Source organism: Moritella yayanosii (assembly GCF_900465055.1).
GTDB lineage: Bacteria > Pseudomonadota > Gammaproteobacteria > Enterobacterales > Moritellaceae > Moritella > Moritella yayanosii.
In genome coordinates this window covers 150,775-170,853 of record NZ_LS483250.1, presented here as the reverse complement: position 1 = coordinate 170,853, position 20,079 = coordinate 150,775, and the positions used below count along the sequence as shown (strand labels likewise).

Below are 20,079 nucleotides of genomic sequence, written 5' to 3'. Positions count from 1 at the left end.
CGAACTGATACTAAGTAATATTACGAAATAACGTCTAACGAATTAGCAATCTCGTTCGTTAACAAAGGGTCACGAATAATACTTTGATGGTCACCACTCAATATAGATATCGATGCTGAACCATAATCTTGCCACTCATTCTCTTTTGCACCTAACTGATACTCTCTATCGGTTAAAGTACCTGTCGCCCACCAGACTGCCATTGGAACTGAAACAGGCTGTAATCTATGGCTTTGCATTAATAGGTGACATTTCATAAATAGTTTCATCTGCATATAATGCATTTCACTGGCTCCCGAGTCTCTATTAATCAAAGGCTTATGAATAGACAATAAATCACTTAAATATTCAAATGCAATGTCATCTCTCTCCTCAGTTTGTACTTGTTGTAAATCTGCTTCCAACGAACCTAATTCTAACCTGTGTTTATCTAATAATAACTCGCGAGTCTCATTATCTAAACAAGCTAGGTACCTTGCTACTATTGGAAAATCAGGTAAGTTGAGCTTGGCACGATGCGCATCGGCTCTAGCATCCACAATACCTAACCACTCAACAGTCTGACCAGACGCTTCAAGTTGATTGGTTACAGCAATCGCTAACCATGCTCCAAAAGACCAGCCCAATAAGCGGTAGGGTCCTTTAGGTTGAACAGACTGCAACGATTTTACATACAATTTAGCAAACTCATCAACGCTATCTGGCACTAAAGATAAATCCATTAACTGAGGTGACTGAATACCATATACTGTATGTTCAAGCGGTAATGACGCAACTAATTCCGTATAGGCCTGAACGTGGCCTCCTGCAGGGTGAAATATAAATAAGGGTGATTGCTGTTGACCATCGTCATTAACACCTTGTTTAAGTGCGACAACTAAAGAAGAGGCTGAAATAAGTTCTGATTTATCAACCTGCATAATAGCGGCAGCAAGATCACGTAGCACTGGATAGCGAAATAACAGCGTTAAATTCAGGTTTATATTTTTCTGCTGTTTTAATAATGCAATCATCCGCCCAGCAAGTAATGAGTTCCCGCCTAAAGCAAAGAAGTCATCATCAGCAAAAATCGATACCCCCCCTAATAAGCTACCCCATGTGCTGGCTAACCAAAGCTCCATTTCAGAACTCGGCGGTAATCCGATCTTGGTACTTTGCTCCGGATTTGGTAAGGCTTTACGATCTATTTTATTATTCGCATTTAATGGCATTGCCTCTAATACGACAATGGATTGCGGAACCATATAAGATGGTAACGCGTCTCTGAGTTGAGCCATTAACGAACCAATATCAAGATGCATACTTTGAATCGCAGTCACATAGCCCACTAAACAAGCATGTGGCGTGTCGACATAACAAAGTTGAATGACGGCATCCTTCACGCCTGGGTACGCGCTTAAAATAGCCTCAATCTCCCCTGCTTCAATTCGATAACCACGCAATTTCATCTGGAAATCTTTTCGGCCAATAAATTCCATATTGCCTTGGTTATTTATGCATACCACGTCTCCTGTTTGATACATTCTTGCACCAGCAATAGTACTAAACGGATCGGGCATGAACACCTCTGCAGTTAAACTAGGTTGGTTAGTATAACCCCGAGCTAGACCTTCGCCAGCAATAAACAACTCGCCTTCAACACCGTTAGCAACGGGATTTAACCAGTCATCCAATACATAGAAATCAGTATTTGCAATTGGCAAACCTAAATGTGGTTGTGCAGCACTGTGCTTATTTAGCGCTACAGCTGATGACCAAACAGTTGTTTCTGTTGGGCCATAAACATTAAGTAACCTTGCCCCCTTTGCCACAATACTCTGCGCTAATGACGGCTGTAGCGCCTCACCACCAGTGAGAACGGTAAGCTTTGACCAATTTAAATACGTTTGCTCTGTCAACATTTGCCACGTTATCGGTGTTGCCTGCATAACAGTAATGCTTTGTTGTTTAATCAGTTCTGCCAGTTGCTGACCATCACGTGAAGCATCATAACTTGCCATCACAACTTGGCCACCAGCAAGCAAAGGTAAAAACAGCTCTAACCCAGCAATATCAAAGCCTAAAGTCGTGACAGCAAGTAGCTTATCTTTAGCACTAAGTCCTGTGATTTCCATCATACTCTGTAGTAAATTAGCAAACGCTCGTCGTGAAATTTGCACGCCTTTTGGAATGCCTGTCGAACCCGACGTGAAGATCGTGTATGCCAATTGTTCAGGGTGCGGTAATGGTTGTGCATCCAACCATGATTCATCCTTCGTACAATTTTGTAATAAAAATGCTAACGTCGTCTGTACTCTACCCGTTGATAGTTCGATAGCTTGCTCATCGACTAAAATGATATCGGGTTCTGCTTGCGCTAAAATCAATGCTAATCTTGCACTTGGTTGATTAGGATCGAGAGGGATATAGGCCGCGCCAGACCACAAAACAGCTAATAATGAAACGAGGAGTTCGGTATTTCGCTGCTGGCAAATTGCAACTGAACTATTCACCCCAATACCCCGCTCACTAAGCGCCTGGGCAAGATGAGTCGCTCTGCTTATCAACTGCGTATAAGTGAGCTCACAATCTTGATCACATATAGCGATAGCATCAGGCGAATATTTCGCAACATTAAGTATCTGCTGTTCAAGACACCAATTATCTGCCCACTGTTTTTGACTTTTACCCACAAATTCATTGCTAGCGCTAGCACCCTCAGCACCTAATAATAGACCTAATGGTTGAGACTCTGCTTCAACCATCTGGGTCAAAATAGACTCTAAACTCGCCAACATATGCTTAGATGCAATATAAGCAAGTTTGTCTCCATTACAACCAACTCTGAACACCAACTGCTGATGAGGCATAATGGTAATCGTTAGCGGAATGCTATTACGCTCATATCCACTTAAAGGGCGCACAGATAAGTGCGGTGATATTTCAGATGATTCAGACATAGCTTCATTTTCGAATACCAATAACGTATCAAACAAGCTTTGCCCTGCGCTCAACTCACTTTGAGCATGAATATCAACCAATGGCGTATATTCATGTTCTCGTAATTCAGCACCTTGTTGATGAGTCTTTTGCAGTAGCTGTAGTACTGTCATTGTCTCAATAAGGTTAACTCGAACAGGCAGCGTATTAATAAAAATACCAATGATCTGCTGAGCCTGCTCAAGATCTGCAGGTCGACCCGATGACGTCATTCCAAAAACAACATCATGTTTACCACTATGTCGTGCCAACGTTAATGCCCAAGCCGATTGGATAACCGCATTCAGCGTTACCCCTTCTCGCTTGGACATATCTTTGATATTTTGGGTTAATGACGCTGACAAATTATAATCATCAAGATAAAAACCATCATCTTGATTGCCTTTAGCTAATACTAACGGTGTATTAAAATCGGCTAATTGGTCACGCCAAAACTGGTGACTTCGTGTCATATCTTGACGCGCTAACCAATTAAGGTATAGCTCAAATTGCGGGCGTACCTGCGGCGTTGAAAGTACTTTCCCAGTTAAATTCAAATAACGATGAAGTACATCTTTAATCACTAATGAAGAGCACCAAGCATCGACGATTAAATGATGGCGGCTCCAAATTAACCAATACTGTCCCTCGGCTATATGAATCAAGTGCAATCTCATTAATGGTGGCTGAGCTAGATTAAAGCCTTGCGCACGATCTTCTATACACAAATCATCAAGACGCTGTTGCTGTTCCCTTTTATCTAAACCGAGCCAATTATAACGATGAACGGGTAATTCTGCGTCCTTAGCAAACCACTGTACTGGTTCTCCATTACTGGTTTCCTCAAATGCCGCTTTTAGCGCTTGTTCAGCATTGACAGTTTGCAGCCATGCTTGAATAAATGCCGGAGTATCTAATTCGCCATTCAGTTCTACGACGGTTTGATTAAAATACAAAGATTCTGACGAAGATGAGCTATGTAAGAACATGCCCTGCTGCATTGGTGTTAATGCATAATGTTGGTTTAATGTCGGTGCTATAAGGTTACTGAGTTTCTCCTCAAATAACTTAACTAACCCAGCTAATTTATTGTTAAGCACACCAGGGAATTGCCATGATATTTGCAACTGGCCATCTCTAATTTGCGCAGTTACGTCAATGAGCTGACGACGAATACTTGATGGATGGCGAGACTGACCAGAGCCATTACTAACAAGTTGCCATTCACTACTATTTGTTCCCACTTGCCCAAGGAAATTAAAGACCAATTGTGGATGTTCAAAAGCGAACTCTTGTTGTAAATAACGTAGTACGCCATAACCAAGACCTTGATCTGGCACTTGAGATAACGATTTACCGACAGCTGATAACGAACAAGATTCAGCATTAAATGAAACCGGATAGCGCGTTGTAAACCAGCCAACGGATTCACTAAGATCTTGTTCTTCAAGCCATGGATAACGGCCATGTCCTTCTAATTCAATTATTACCTTATCTTTATTAAACACCTCGCATAACGTTGTTGATAACGCCGTAAGCATCGCGACTTCGCAGCCAGAACGTTGTTCAATAATACCCATCTCGATGAGTGACTGAGTTAACGAAGTACTAAAGATCTGCTCTATTTTTTCTGACTCAGCAATCGTGCCATTTTGTGTTCCAGGAATAAGTATGCCATCCAAAGAACGAGCCGCCATCGGAAGCCAGAACTGTCTAGCCAGATCGAGTTTATCTTTAGGGTAATGGGTTAAGCTTCGTTGCCACTCTGCCATCGACATATGCTCTGAACCGAGTTCTATAAACTCACCCCTGAGGTAAGCTTGATAGGCCCGCTGCAGATCATGACCAATAATACGCCAAGATACACCATCAACGACAAGGTGATGAGCAATCAGTAATAATCGCGCACTACCATCTTGTAAGTTGAACGTGACAACTTTAAATAGTGGACCAGATGTTAAGTTTAAACTTTGCTGACATGCCTGTACCAAACTATCAATATTAGCTAATTGCTGATTATCAAAAGCGGCATAAATACCTGCGGTTTCACCACTATTCAGCTGGCGGTACTGACGATGTTTCTCATCAAAAGTAAACCTTGCAGCTAAAGCCGGATGCTTTGTCACTATTGCGTCAATTGCCTGAGCCATTGCGCTATGGTCAACTTGTTCCGGTAATTTTAACATCACCGCTTGATTCCAGTGATGCATAACAGGTTGTTCAACTTCAAAGAACCAATGCTGGATGGGTAATAAATCAGACTCGATAGGTAAAGAAACATGGACAGGAACAACGCTATCTACAATGATACTTTCTTTTGGCTCGACCACAACTTTCGTCATCATTTTTTCAGCCAATAGACTTAACTCACTGACCGTAGGAGCGTTAAATATTTGCTTAGGTGTAAATTTAAACTGATGTTTACGCGCTTTAGCGATAAATTGTAAACAGACTATTGAATCAGCACCTAAGCTGAATAAATTGTCGTTTAATGCTACTTCACAACCTAATAAACCTTGCCAAATATCAGTCATAATATTGCTTGTTGATTTGGACTCTTCAACAACGGCTTTGACTTGACTAAGATCAGCCTTAACAGGCGTATTCAGCAGCGCTATCACTTGTTGACGATCAACTTTACCATTACGATTTAAGGGTAGCGATTTAGCAACGTGCCACAGAGTAGGCACCATGTAATCAGGTAACATGCTTGATAACTGGAGCTTAATGGTGTCTAGTAACGCACTATCACTAAGTCCTCCCTGCATCACGTCATTTAGAACAATACAGGCTGCCAGTCGGTTTCCTGATGGACCTGGAACAACGACCGCAATTGCATCCACTAACATATCAATGTCTAAAAGTTGCGCTGAAACCTCATTTAATTCAACTCGATAACCTCGGATCTTAACCTGATCATCCATTCGACCTAGGTAAACAAGTTCACCTTCTTGTGTTTGGTAAACCTTGTCGCCGGTTTTATAAACACGTATAGAACCAACCTCTTCACCTTCTTGACCTAGCTCAGGCATAAGCGGAATATTGACAAAACTAATCGCCGTCTGCTCAGGTTTATTCAAGTAGCCTTTCGCAATACCATGTCCTGCAAGCCATAATTCACCAGCCACACCTTGCGCAACGGGAATGCCATGACCATCAACAACCATCGCCGTGCTATTACTTAATGGTTTACCGAGTAATACTGGTTCTTCATTCTTGATAACTTTAGCTATACAGCCAATCGTCGCTTCTGTCGGTCCATAATGATTAACAATCGTCATCTTAGGTGCTTGCTTGGATAACCATGCTACCAGCTCTTCAGTCAAAGATTCACCACCAGAAATAAGACACTGACGCGGTAATAACCGCTCTGGTTCATCTACGGCTAGCATTGCTTTTAGATGGGAAGGTACAATTTTCAATACATCCACAGGATAACGAGCCAAATATTCAGCCAGTTCAGGTGGGTTGAAATTCAATTCAGCGGGTATCAGCATTAAGGATCGACCCGTTGCTAATGCACCGAGTACAGACGTAAGCCCTAAATCAGCAGAGACTGTAGCGAGCGTCGTCATACTGGCATCACTTGCAATATCAATTCTGGCGAAAAATGCATCAATATAACTAAGCGCATTACCATGGCTTACCGCTACGCCCTTAGGCTGCCCCGTTGAACCCGAAGTATAAATGACATACGCAGTATCAGACATATTTAATGGGGTGGCAGGGATTATACTGGCCGCCGCGCCCGTGGTTGGAATCAAGGCGGCAGATGAAACATCGAACCAAGGGGTCGATAGTTGTTGCCAATATTCAGGCTGTTCAATACCAAGTACATAATCAACACCCGCATCCTCAAGCATGTATTTAATACGCTCGACAGGTAGCTCAGCATCAATGCATAACCATGCGGCCCCTTTCCACCACGCCGCCAACATAGAAATAATTTGTTCTTGTTGACGTGGTAAGCATATCGCAATAACAGACTCTTTATGGCTGAGCTCCGGTAACTTAGATGCAAGTAATCCGGCCTGAGCAATAAGTTGTTGGTAACTCATGCTCAATTGACTATCATCTTGACTAAATAGCAACGCAGGGATCTCTGCAGGCTGAAATCTGATCCGTTCTAATAAGGTCCCTACCGGAGCATCAGGTAAGTTGACCACTGTTAAACCAGAAACTAAACCTGTTAAGTGTGCATTTAACGATTTATCAAGCGAATTCTTCTCCGTCAGTACAATATCAATGAGTTGTATTAACGAAGTAACCATTTGCGTCGCAAGCGCTAAGTCGACCCTTTCTCTATCAATCAATAGATCAAATTGTAGCTCTGTTTTTGGCACTACACGTAAGGTCAGTGGGAAGTTATTACGTACGTGATGTTCTTCCAATGTTAAAAACAAACCATCTTGAGGTTTATTATCACTTGCTGGTAAGTTTTCAAACACTAACAAACTTTCAAATAAGCTCATTTCTTGAGGCACCGACGTCACCCGATGAATTTTAGCCAAAGGCGTCTGTTCAAAGTCTCTCATTGTGAGATTTTCAGTCTGGATATCAGTTAACCAATCACCTAATTTTGTCTCTGTGTCTAGCTTTAGGCGCAGAGGTAATGTATTAATAAATACACCCAGTATTTTATCTGCACCCGGTAAATCTGCGGGGCGACCTGAGGTGGTAACACCATAAACAATATCAAGGCTCCCCATATAACGGGACAGAACCATTCCCCATAATCCCTGGATCATCGTATTTAAGGTCAGCGCATTATTTTGGCAAAGCGCATCTAGCTGACGAGATTTATCTTCACCAATCATATGATGTGAAATGCTATAACATTCCTCTGGTATACAGGTGTTAGAAAGAGGTTGTACATATGCTGCGGGTAAACTATTAGGTTGTTCAAACCCGGCTAATTGCTGACGCCAATAATCCTCGGCGGCAGCTTCATCTCTCTTTTGTAACCAAACCATAAAGTCGCTAAACGGCACCGCAGACTCTATTTTTTGCGAAACCTTAAATTCTGGATTCGACGTTTGATTTGACAATAAAGCATATCCTTGTATGACTTCACTGACCAATAAATTCAAACACCAGCCATCCATAATCAAATGGTGAATAGTCCAGACCAATTGGAAGTCATCTTTACTATGACAAATTAAAGCAACTCGCATTAATGGCGCGATATCCAACTCGATAGCTGCTAGCTCGGTATTACGTAATTCAGCAAGGGCTTCGGCTTTACGCTCAACAGAAAACCCCTGCCAATCGTATTCAACAACAGATAAATCAGCCTGTTTTAGTACAATTTGATGCGGTTCATCCACACCATCGATAACCAATTCGGTACGTAATGCGGGGTGATTATCTACAACCGCCTGCCAAGCTTGAGCAAAGACCGACGTATTTAACTCACCTTCGCATTTAACGATACTTTGGCTAATGTAAGCATCACGGTGATCTAAACAATGGAATAACATGCCTTGTTGCACCGGTGTCAACGGGTAGATATCTTCCACAACTTGGTTGCTATATTTCTCAACAAGCGTTTGAGCTTGGATATCAGTGATGTTGGCAAGTGGAAAATCAGCCGCAATCGCACCCGGTAAACATTGAAGGTTATGGCTAACTTGATTCACCCCACAGATCTCATTAAGCATATGTTCTAAATGGCTTTGGTATACTTGGGCTAAATATTCAATCGTTTCAGGTAAAAAGGCCTGTTGTGCATATTGCAGATTAACCTTTAACAACCCTTCTTGCATAAAGACATTTACTTCTAATAACCACGCTAATGGGTTAGCTAGGTCTCTAAATTCAGATAATTGTTCAGGCGCTTTCTGCATAAAGCCTTGCTGAGTATCAAGCTGACCTAAATAATTAAATACGATTTGTGGTTTAACCTGTGTAGTAAGCAAAGGCTGCGCTAAACTAAAAGGGACGATCTGCTCCGGTAACGCACTGAGTTGACGACGAGTTTGTAATATCTGCTCTCGCCAGCTATTTGGTTCAGCGCTAAGTACTGCTGGATATAAACGCGTAAACCAACCAACGGTTTGGCTCACATCCATATCTAATAGATCGCGACCATGACCTTCTAGGTTGATCAAATGATTGGGATTTGTGGTCCACTCAGTTAATGTTTTAGACAGCGCAGCTAAACATAATTCATCAATACGAGCGCGAAGAGGTTGTCCGGCCTCACGTAGCAAGCGTTCAGAATGCGCTAGGCTTAAACTAAATCGCTGATTAGCCTGCTCTCCAGGTTGGAAACTGTTAACAATACGATCAAGCGGTAACTGTGACTTAATCGCTTGTCTATTCATTGTATTGCTCACCCATGCATGCCAAAGTGCCACGCCTTCAGCATCGATCGATTGCAGCTGGCCTTGTTCAGCCCAACGTTTAAAGGGGGTGGTTTGATAGACGATATCGGCCAATTTATCGCCGCGTTCTAGACGCAGATAATCATGGCTGAGTTGATCTAATATGATCCGCCATGATACACCATCGATAACCAGGTGATGGGCAACAAGCAGTAAGCGATAGTCCGTACGTCCATCTTGCAATGATCCAAAACGTAGTAATGATGCACGGAAAACCGCACCTGTTTGTAGCTGTAGCTGCGTCTGCTCACGTTGACATAATTTGGTTATTTCAGCCTGCTTTTGTACCGTGCCACAATCATTAAAATCAATAACATTGAATGCTATCGTCATTTCGTCATCAATAGACGTATTTTGTGTCCAAGCTTGTCCTTGTTTATTTTTAGACTCCATAAATCGAGCCGTCAGCATAGGATGAGATAATACAAGACGTGTTAGCGCCTGCTGTAGATATTCTGGCACTATGTCATTATTACTTGCCAATAAAATCGCTTGGTTAAACTGGTTTGGATTATGTAAAGGTTGCGCTAAATACCAATCTTGTATCGCCGTTAACGGGATATCGCCATAAACATCATCTTGGTTATAACTGACTTGAGCTTCTTGTGTTGCTACCGCGGACAATGCTTTGACCGTTTGGTGACGAAAAATGTCTTTTGGTTGCAGTGTTAACCCTGCTTCGCGCGCGCGAGCAACAACCTGCAAGCTAATAATGGAATCACCACCAATGGCGAAAAAGTTATCATTAATCCCAACCTGCTTGATATTTAATAGAGACTGCCAAATATCGACTAAAATACTTTCGTTGCTAGAAGTAGGTGCAATATAATCACTGCTATTTAGCACAGCTAAATCAGGTTGTGGAAGTGCTTTACGATCCACTTTACCATTTTGACTCAACGGCATTTCGTCCAAAGCGACAAACACTGTTGGGATCATATATTCAGGCAGCGATGCTGAGAGCAGCGTTTGCCACTCATCAAGTTCCGGTAATGCTTTACGCTCAGATGCAACAACATAAGCAGCCAAGTATGCTGAACTTTGTTCCTCTTTACGTGCCATAACAACAACTTCTTTAACCGCTTCTAACTCTGCTATACGCGCTTCAATTTCACCTAACTCAATACGTAATCCACGAATCTTCACTTGAAAATCGGCACGCCCTACATACTCAATACTACCATCGTGACGATAACGAGCTACATCACCAGTACGGTACAAGCGACTATATTGGGCATCGCCAATAGCGCCCGACTCAGCGAACGGATTAGGAATAAAGGCTTCTGCGGTAAGGTCTGGACGATTCAAGTATCCTCTAGCCAAACCAATACCAGCAAGGTATAACTCACCGCTAACCCCGACGGGCACAGGATTCAATTCACTATCTAAGATCCAAGTTTGAATGTTTGCGATAGGAAAGCCAATGGGTACCACATCTTTAATATGTTGCTTGCGGCAATCCCAATAAGTCACATCAATAGAAGCTTCCGTTGGACCATACAGATTATGTAATTCAGCCGTTAAACTAGATAAACATTGCTGCTGTAATTGATAGGGTAAAGCCTCACCACTACAGAATATACGCGATAAAGATACACAGCTGCTCGCATCTGGGTTATCTAAGAAAACCTGTAACATCGCTGGCACAAAATGCAGCGTGGTAACTTTGTATTCATTGATTAACTCAATCAGTCGTTGACTGTCTTTATGCTCTCCAGCACCCGCTAATACCAGTGTTGACCCCATCATTAATGGCCAAAAGAATTCCCATACTGATACATCAAAACTATAAGGGGTTTTTTGTAACACGATATCATCTGTAGACAAGCCATATTCAGCCTGCATCCACGCGATTCGATTCATCACGCCACTATGAGGTACAGCGACACCTTTCGGTTGTCCCGTCGAACCCGATGTGTACAGCACATAGGCAAGCTGGCTACTGACATTAGATGACGGTTTAAACACTGTGCTTTGTGATGCAATCAAACTAAATAAATCATCCAACACCCATAGATTATGAGACTGATTTGACTCGGATAATCCTTGTCTAAATTCAGGCATCGCTAAAATCACACTCGGTTTCGCGTGATCTAAAATATAATCAATGCGTTGCTGAGGATGTTCTGGATCTAACGGTAAATATGCACAACCCGCTGTTACTGCGGCTAAAATACTCACCACCATTTGCGGTGAACGGGTCATGCATATCGCCACTTTATCTTCTGGTTGACAACCTTGTTCCATCAGCCAATTTGCTAGCTGGTTGACTCTATCGCCGAGTTCTTGGTAGGTCCAACTAAGCGATTGGTAGCGTAATGCTATATTGCTTGGTGTTGCTTGTTGTTGTGCAATCAAAGCGTCGGTCAATGTCGCAGGTGTATCAAACTCTGTGTTAGTAGCATTCCATTGCTGCTGCTGTTGCCACTCTTGAGCAGACAGTGCGGAATGGTTCGCAAGCGGTTTATCCGGCGCTGACAATAGATACTTAAGTCCTGAAATATACTTTTCCGCTAATCGTGCGATAGTGCTAGATTCAAATAATTGCGTTTTATATTGGAATGATAGGTTAATTTCCTGTCCATCATTAACAACAAATAATGATAAATCAAATTTTGCCTGAAACTCAGGTATCGCCAATACGGTAACACTCATGTCATCTAGCATGACAGACTCAGCTGAATCAACCGCGAGATAATTAAACATTGTCTGTACAAGTGGCTCGTGCTCACCTTCGCGGGAATCGCTGAGTTCATCAACAAGTTTCTCGAATGGCATTGCAGCGTGTTTTTGCGCGCCTGATATCGACTTATGTACAACATCTAACCAAGCACTCGCAGTCATCCCAGAAGACAACTCAGCACGGACAACCATCGTATTTACAAATAAGCCAAGCATATGCTCAAGATCAACATGACCACGCTCAGCTACTGGACAAGCGACTCGAATATCTGTCATTCCCGAGTGACGTGCTAATAACCACTGGTATGCTGCTAACAATATTGTATTGGGTGTACAACCAAGTGCAAGACTCGTTGCCTTTAAAGCAGTAAACGTTTCATGTTCCAACGTTATACTATACCTAGCACCCTGATGACCTGTGTCTAACGTTCTAGGATGATCAGTCGTCAAACTTAAACAATAGTCCTCAGTACCTAACGTTTGTAGCCAATAATCTTTTAACTTTTGATAATGATCTCCTGCTAATAATTGATTATGCCAATGTGCATAATCTAAATATTGCAATACAGTCTTTGGCTGTGTAACACCGTTATCACAACCCAAACTATCCACGTTATGCTGATGTTTTTGTACTGCTTTATATTTTTGTAATAAAAGTTTAGTTAATAATTGTAACGACCAATGATCAATAACAATATGGTGAAAGCTAAGTACCAAATGCGACAAACTATCGCTCATTTTCAATTGAACTAAACGAAATAACGGCGGTTCAGCCAAGTTGAACGGTGCTGACATCGCCTGTTTAATGGCATCTTGATAATCTTTGTGTTCAATATTTTGATCACAATGCTGCAAGTTTATCTCATCAATTTTTACCGCATCTGCAATCAATTTAGGCGACAGCAGTTGTACATCAGCACGCCCCATTTTTTCTGCAAATGCAGTATAAAAGATCTCATGATCAATAACCAAATCAGCAAAGGCTTGGCGTAATAATACCGTATTCACGTTACCTTTTAACGCCAATAATGCATTCACATTGTATTGGCTACTCTCTGGTTCAAGCTGCTGTAAAAACCACAATCGTTGCTGCGCTGATGACATAGGTAAATCACGTTCACTACGATCTACAGCGGTTAACGCTGGCAATTGGCTAATATTTTCCTGCTCTTGCCAATAATCAATAAGCGCCTGTTTTTTGCTCATTAATTCTTGCTTAATCTCACTCGTTATAGCCCCTTTCGGGGCCTCCACTTTTAATTTTCCATTTTCAAGGCTAATACGAATATTGCGCTGAAATAACTCTGTAATATAAACCGCAATACTCATAGCTCAAAACTCTCCCATTGTTCTTCAGATTCAATTTGTGTTTGTGTTTGTGTTTGTGTTTGTGTTTGTGTTTGAGCAATCAGCATATCAATGTAACTTGCTTGCTGTTCAAGCACCGTCATTGCTAACACATCCGTTAGACTAATATTTAAACTAAAAATATTATTTATCTGATTAACAAGACGCGTTATTAATAATGAATGTCCTCCTAACGCAAAGAAGTTATCGGTTCGTCCAACAGCTTCGACACCTAACAAGTCTTGCCACAATAAAGCGACTTTATGCTCTGTCGGGGTTGCTGGTGCCACAAAAGCGTGACCAGATGATTTAGGTTCAGGTAATGCAGAACGATCTATCTTGCCGTTATTTGTCACGGGCATTTGTGCTAACACAGTCACAAACGTCGGCATCATATAATCAGGCAGCTTGGTGAGTAGGAATGCCTGCCACATCAACAAGTCATCCAGCTGTCCCTCAGATGTATCTTCTGCCACAACATAGGCGGCTAAATAATCATTAGTCTCGCCGCTACGACGAGCAATCACGACAACTTCTTTCACTTCGGGATGTTCAGCTATGCAGGCTTCAATCTCTCCGAGCTCAATACGTAGCCCTCTAATTTTCACCTGGAAATCAACTCGTCCCACATATTCAATTGCACCATCAGGTCGATAACGCGCAATATCACCCGTGCGATACAGACGACTAAATTGAGCATCCGTATTAGCGCCTTCTACGGCAAACGGATTCGCAATAAATGCTTTTCCCGTTAAGTCATCACGACCTAAGTAACCTCGCGCCAAACCAACCCCTGCGAGATAAAGCTCTCCTTCGACACCAACAGGGACAATATTTAATGCCTTATCAAGGATCCAAGTTTGCATATTGGCAATAGGATGACCAATCGGAACGACATTGGGGATATCTTGACTTCGACAGTCCCAAAAAGTCACATCAATAGAGGCTTCCGTTGGTCCATATAAATTATGTAGCTGAGCATCAAAGCGTTGGAAAAATTGCTGCTGTAGTTGATAAGGTAAAGCTTCACCGCTACAAATAACTCGTTTAAGCGAGCGACAATCACTCACCGTAGAGTGGTCAAGAAATACTTGCAACATCGCAGGAACAAAGTGAATAGTAGTGACCTGATGTTGCTGGATAATAGCAGCTAAGCGCGCACTGTCTTTATGTGCATTCGGTTCTGCAACGACCAGTTTTGCGCCCGTAATTAGCGGCCAGAAAAACTCCCAAACAGATACATCAAAACTATAAGGTGTCTTCTGTAACACCACATCTTGATCTGTTAATGTATATTGCTGCTGCATCCAAGCCAGACGGTTAACAATACCTGCATGAGGAATCGCAACACCTTTAGGCTGACCCGTAGAGCCAGATGTATACAACACATACGCTAACTGCTCTGGTAAAATACAAACCTGAGGTGCCGTCGTTGGGTAGCTCGCACAGATCTTCAATTCTGCATCCACAATAACTGCTGTTTTTTGAAGCTCACTCGATAACGTATTGCTGCATGTTTCTAGCGTTAATACTACTTTTGCATTCGCATCTTCCGCAATATAAGCTAAACGTTGTGATGGGTGCTCAGGATCAAGTGGTAAATAAGCGCAACCCGCTTTTAAAATAGCTAATAAACTGATCACCATTTGTGGTGAACGCGTCATGCAAACAGCCACTTTATCTTCCGATTTACAGCCGTGTTCATTAATTAAGTAATGCGCTAACTGAGCCGATTTTTCGTGCAATTGGGCATAAGTTAATACAATTTCTTGCTCATTTCCCTGACTATCAGTCACTCTTTCTGATGGCTGACAAACTAACGCTATTGCATCTGGTGTCAGCTGAGCTTGTTGCTCAAGCCATGTAGAAAGCGTATCGGGGTGATGACTAAAGTCATACTGAGTTTGGTTCAATAACCAAGCTGGAGATTGCTCAGAATGAGTATTTAGCTCATCAACTAGCCCCTTACAACTTAATGCGTCACCTGTTTTTTCAGATGTATCACCTTTTGCTAATGTCGCTAATAACGTCATAAAGTCAGCAAGTAACGCATTCGCAATACTTGAATCTAACTGACTATTATTACTGACTATTCTAAAATCAAGACGTTGGTGTGGAATAATAATCATCGTCAGCGGGTAATTATTCCGCTCGGTCGTTTCACGTACAGCTAATGTGAGGCTGCGATCGACTGGTTGTTTATCTGCAGGGTAATTTTCAAATACTAACAAGTTATCAAATAAGTCTACTTGATGGCCCGTTAAACGCTGAATATTCGACAAAGAAACATGTTCATGCTCTCGACTCTCAACCATTTGTTCTTGTAGCTGAAGCGCTAAATCAACCCAGTTCTGTTCACCAGAAAGTTGTGCTCTAAGTGGAATACTTGTAATAAATACACCGACGATATCATTCGCATTAGCCAAATCATCGGGTCGACCTGCACTCGTAACACCAAAGACTAAATCATTGCTGCCTGTATATCGTTGCAGTGTTAACGCCCATACAGCTTGGCAAAGAGAGTTCAATGTTAAGCGGTTTTTCGCGGCTAATAACTTCAGCGACGCTGTCTGTTCTATTGATAAATGTTCAGTTTGCTGAGAAACACCCGAATTACTGTTAAAGGGTCTAGGCAATCTCGCCATCGTTTCATAACCATTCAGACAGTGCTGCCAATATGCTTCACTCTCCTTAAGTTCTCGATTATCTAACCATTCAATGAAATTTCGGAACGGCGGGCGGTTCGAAATAGCGGGGGTACGATTAGCACATATAGCAAGGTACGCTTGTTGTACTTCTCTTATAACCAAATTAGTACACCAACCATCCACAATTAAATGATGTCGAGTCCAAATTAGACAGTGATGATTTTCTGCTAATCTCACTAATTTAAAACGCATCAAGCCAGCTTTATTTAACTCAAACCCTGTATCAATCTCTTGTTCGGCTAATACCGTCAATTCAACTTCTGCTTCGCTTGTTATTTTTCCAAGGTAATTAATATTTTGCCAATCAACTTGTGACTCTTTAACAACATATTGAATAGGTTCATCTAGTTGTTGCCAAATAAAACCTGTACGTAACATATCATGTTGATTGATTACCCACTGCCAAGCAGATTCTAATGCCTTAACATCAAGTTCTCCATTTAGCTCAACCAGACTTTGGTTTACATACATACCTAAGCTTTGTTCTGACAATGTGTGGAACAACATGCCATTTTGTAACGGCGTTAAAGGATATATATCCTTTATGGTGTCTTGAGGAGCTGGTATTAAATCTACTAAACTATCAAGCTCGGGTTGGGTTAACGTCAATAATGGTACTTCAGATTTTGATATTGCATTATCAGTATGCTCACAATGTTCAATCATTTTTGACAAGTACTCGATGACAGTCAATGCCAACAACTCGATCTCATCTTTTGTATGCACCAAGGTATTATAATTCCAGCGCATACTTAATTCACCGCCGGTAATCATTGCATTTAAGTCTAACCATTGTGGTCGAGTATTATCACCGTGGCGTTGATTAGGAATTTGCTCAGGCGCGAGTCCAACGCCTTGACTCAACATGCCTTTATCAATTTGACCAAGATAATTAAATACTAAAGCAGGTGTAACAAGCTCCGTCACTTCATTATGTAGATACTTCAGCACACCAAAACCTTGCCCATAATCAGGCACTGCGCGTAACTGATCTTTAATAGACAGAATATGCTGACGCATCAGTAAATCTGATGAACAATTATCAATAGATGCTAATAACACTGGATAGCGACTCGTGAACCAACCTATCGTTTGTGATAAATCGAGGTCATCATGATGACGTCCGTGACTTTCTAGTTCAATCAACATGGTATTAGAACCACGCCATTGCGACATTGCGAATGTCACAGCCGCAAGCATTAATTCATCAATTTTTAGTTGATAAGCAGACAAGGACTGAGAAATCAATTTTTCAGTCAAGTGAGCAGGTAATTTGACTTCAATAACATCAACATCGCGGATATGATTTTCAATTGTTTGGGCATTGTCTAAGTTATTCATCGGCAATGACACCCAAGTTTGTTGAATTTCTTGAGCTTCGTTTGCCATCGGCGACCAATAATCACGTGCCGCCTTTATCTTATGTTCAGGCCAATGTAACAAATCATCGACCCATGCTTGATAAGATGTGGTTTGGTATGTTTCTAACGAGCCATCAGTAGAAAGTCCATGACTCAATAACTGGTAAGTTTGCCAAATTTGCGTAACTAATATACGCCAAGAAACAGCATCGATAACCAAATGATGGGCCGTAAATAAAATACGTCCTTGTGGTTGATCACTTAACTTAAATAAATCGACTCGAATCGGTGCAGTTCCACTAAACGATAACGTACCTTGCAGACTTGATAATTGAGATTGCAATGCTTCGCTATGAATAGTGTGTGAACAAACTTCAACCTGATGATTGCCAATAAACTGCTGATATTCACTATTTTTAGTCGGCGTGAAATTCATCGCTAGTTGCTGGTGCGTTGCTAACACTTGTTCTACGGCTTTAGTAAAACAAGTAACGTCTAACACGTTATCGTGACTCAAGAGTACCGATTGATTCCAATGAGCGGCATGCTTAAGCTGTTGTTCAAAAAACCAATGCTGAATTGGCGCCATCGAATATGCAGATGGCGTACTGATATTATCGTTCAATAACTCATTGCCTATAATCTCGGACGGCCCCTCCTTAGCAGCGAGAGCTTGTGCGATATGGTAAGGCGTTTGTAGTGCGAAAACCTGCTTTGGCGTAACTTTAATCCCTTGTTTTTTTAGTTTCGCGACTAACTGCAGACTAAGGATAGAGTCACCACCATGCTCAAAAAAACTGTCCTTCTCAGTTAATGCTTGATTACCAAGTAACTGCTTAAATGCAGCAAGTAAGGCCGGTGACTGCGAAGGTATATCTGTTACAGTAGGCACAGTTTTAGTTGGTAATTCGGCGATTATTGCAGCGGCTATCGCTTGCGGTGTTTGCGCCTTAAACAATAATTTAGGCGTCAAGGTTAAACCTGATTTTTTGGCTTTAGCGACCAATTGTAAGCTTAGAATGGAATCACCACCGAGCTCAAAGAAACTGTCATCCGCAGACACTTCACGCCCTAGCATATCAGTGAATAGAGCAATCAACTGATTCGTCATTTGTAATTCTGGTTCAGTCGTTAACACGTGATTAGCGGTAGCATCATGTGCTACTGACTGTGCAACTGGACTTTTTACAGCTAAAGCCGGATCTATATCGATCAGCGTATCAGGCGTACTTAAACACGCACTTAATAACTGTAAATATCGATTTAATAAATCAACAACCGTTTCGGCGTTGAATAGTTCACGGCTATATTCTAAATCTAATCTCAACTTATTATCATCTTCAGTAAGTCGTAACGTGAGATCAAAACGAGCACGGTTACTCTGGTGCGGTACCTGAGTTAATTCCAGTTCTCCCAGTTGGAGAGCTTGACGAGGAACATTACGATGAACGAAAAGCACTTGGAACAATGGGCTCCACGCTTTACCTCGAGGAATATTCAATTTATCGACAACCAAATCGAAAGGTAACTCTTGATGCTCAAACGCCTCCTGAGTTGTTTCTGACACTTGGTCGATTAACTGTCTGAAACTTTGCTTATCTTGTAGCTGATGGCGAATAACAAGGGTGTTAACCAAAAAGCCAATCATGCTTTCCAGCTCAGGGCGCTGACGACTCGCTACCGACGTACCTAAGCATATATCTTGGCCTGCTCCCAGCTGATTTAATAGTAATGAAAAGCCTGCTTGCATCACTGAATAAAGCGTCGTGCCTTGCTCTCTCGCCATATCCTGCAGTTTAAGATACACGTTGTCAGGGACATCAAGTTGAACTTCAGCCCCCTGATAGGTTCTTGATAATACATCAGGACGAGGAAAATCAAGGGGTAAAGGCATACACTCAGGCATTCCTGTTAGCTGTTTTTCCCAATATTTTAATTGTAACTCTGCAGCTTCACTTTCAAGCCACTCTTGTTGCCATAGAGCAAAATCAGCATATTGCAGTTCAGGTACAGGCGGTGCTTGAACGCTTCCCTGAGATGTAAAACGGGCATAACATTCAGAGAATTCTTTAACAAGCACAGCTTCAGACCAAGCATCAAAAGCAATATGGTGTGCAACAAACACCAAACGGGTCTGCTTGGACTTATCTGATAATAGATAGATACGTAAAGGAAGCTCGTTTTCTAAATCAAATACCGCATCAGCGACGGCCAAACTGCGTTGTTCTAAATTAGGCACATCCGATTCAGCCCAAAATGGTAGCGCATAGTCAACTTCAGCTCGTTGCATCGGTTTACCATCTACAACATGATATGTACTGCGTAATATAGTGTGGCGGTTAAGCACTTCTCGAAGTGCTAATTTTAGCGCACCAGTATCAATATCACCTTTTATGTCTAAACACGTAAACAAATTATAGGCAGAACTCCCTTGCTCATAATGGTTTATAAACCACAGGCGCTGCTGAGCATTAGACAAGACTTCCATTTCATCTTCTCTTGCTGCAGCAACAATAGGTAATTGCCAACTGTCGATATTTTTTTCTTTTAACAAGGCTCTAAACTGCACTTTTTTTTCTTTTGACAATTTAGCCAAGCGCATTGCAATATTGATTGAATTTATATTCTGATTCATAA

At 41.8% G+C, this 20,079-nt stretch carries 2 protein-coding genes; both read right to left on the bottom strand.

The genetic code is table 11. The features are described 5' to 3' along the window. Window positions 1-20: 20 nt before the first annotated feature. Complete coding sequence (locus tag MORIYA_RS00760; protein WP_112711836.1) at window positions 21-13,355, bottom strand: non-ribosomal peptide synthetase; 13,335 nt, start codon at window positions 13,353-13,355, stop codon at window positions 21-23. Further along, the gene (locus tag MORIYA_RS00755) at window positions 13,352-20,077 is read right to left on the bottom strand and encodes a non-ribosomal peptide synthetase (RefSeq protein ID WP_112711834.1); all 6,726 of its coding nucleotides are present in this window, start codon (window positions 20,075-20,077) and stop codon (window positions 13,352-13,354) included. Before MORIYA_RS00755 ends, MORIYA_RS00760 begins: the two co-directional genes overlap by 4 nt. Between the last annotated feature and the right edge of the window lie 2 nt (window positions 20,078-20,079).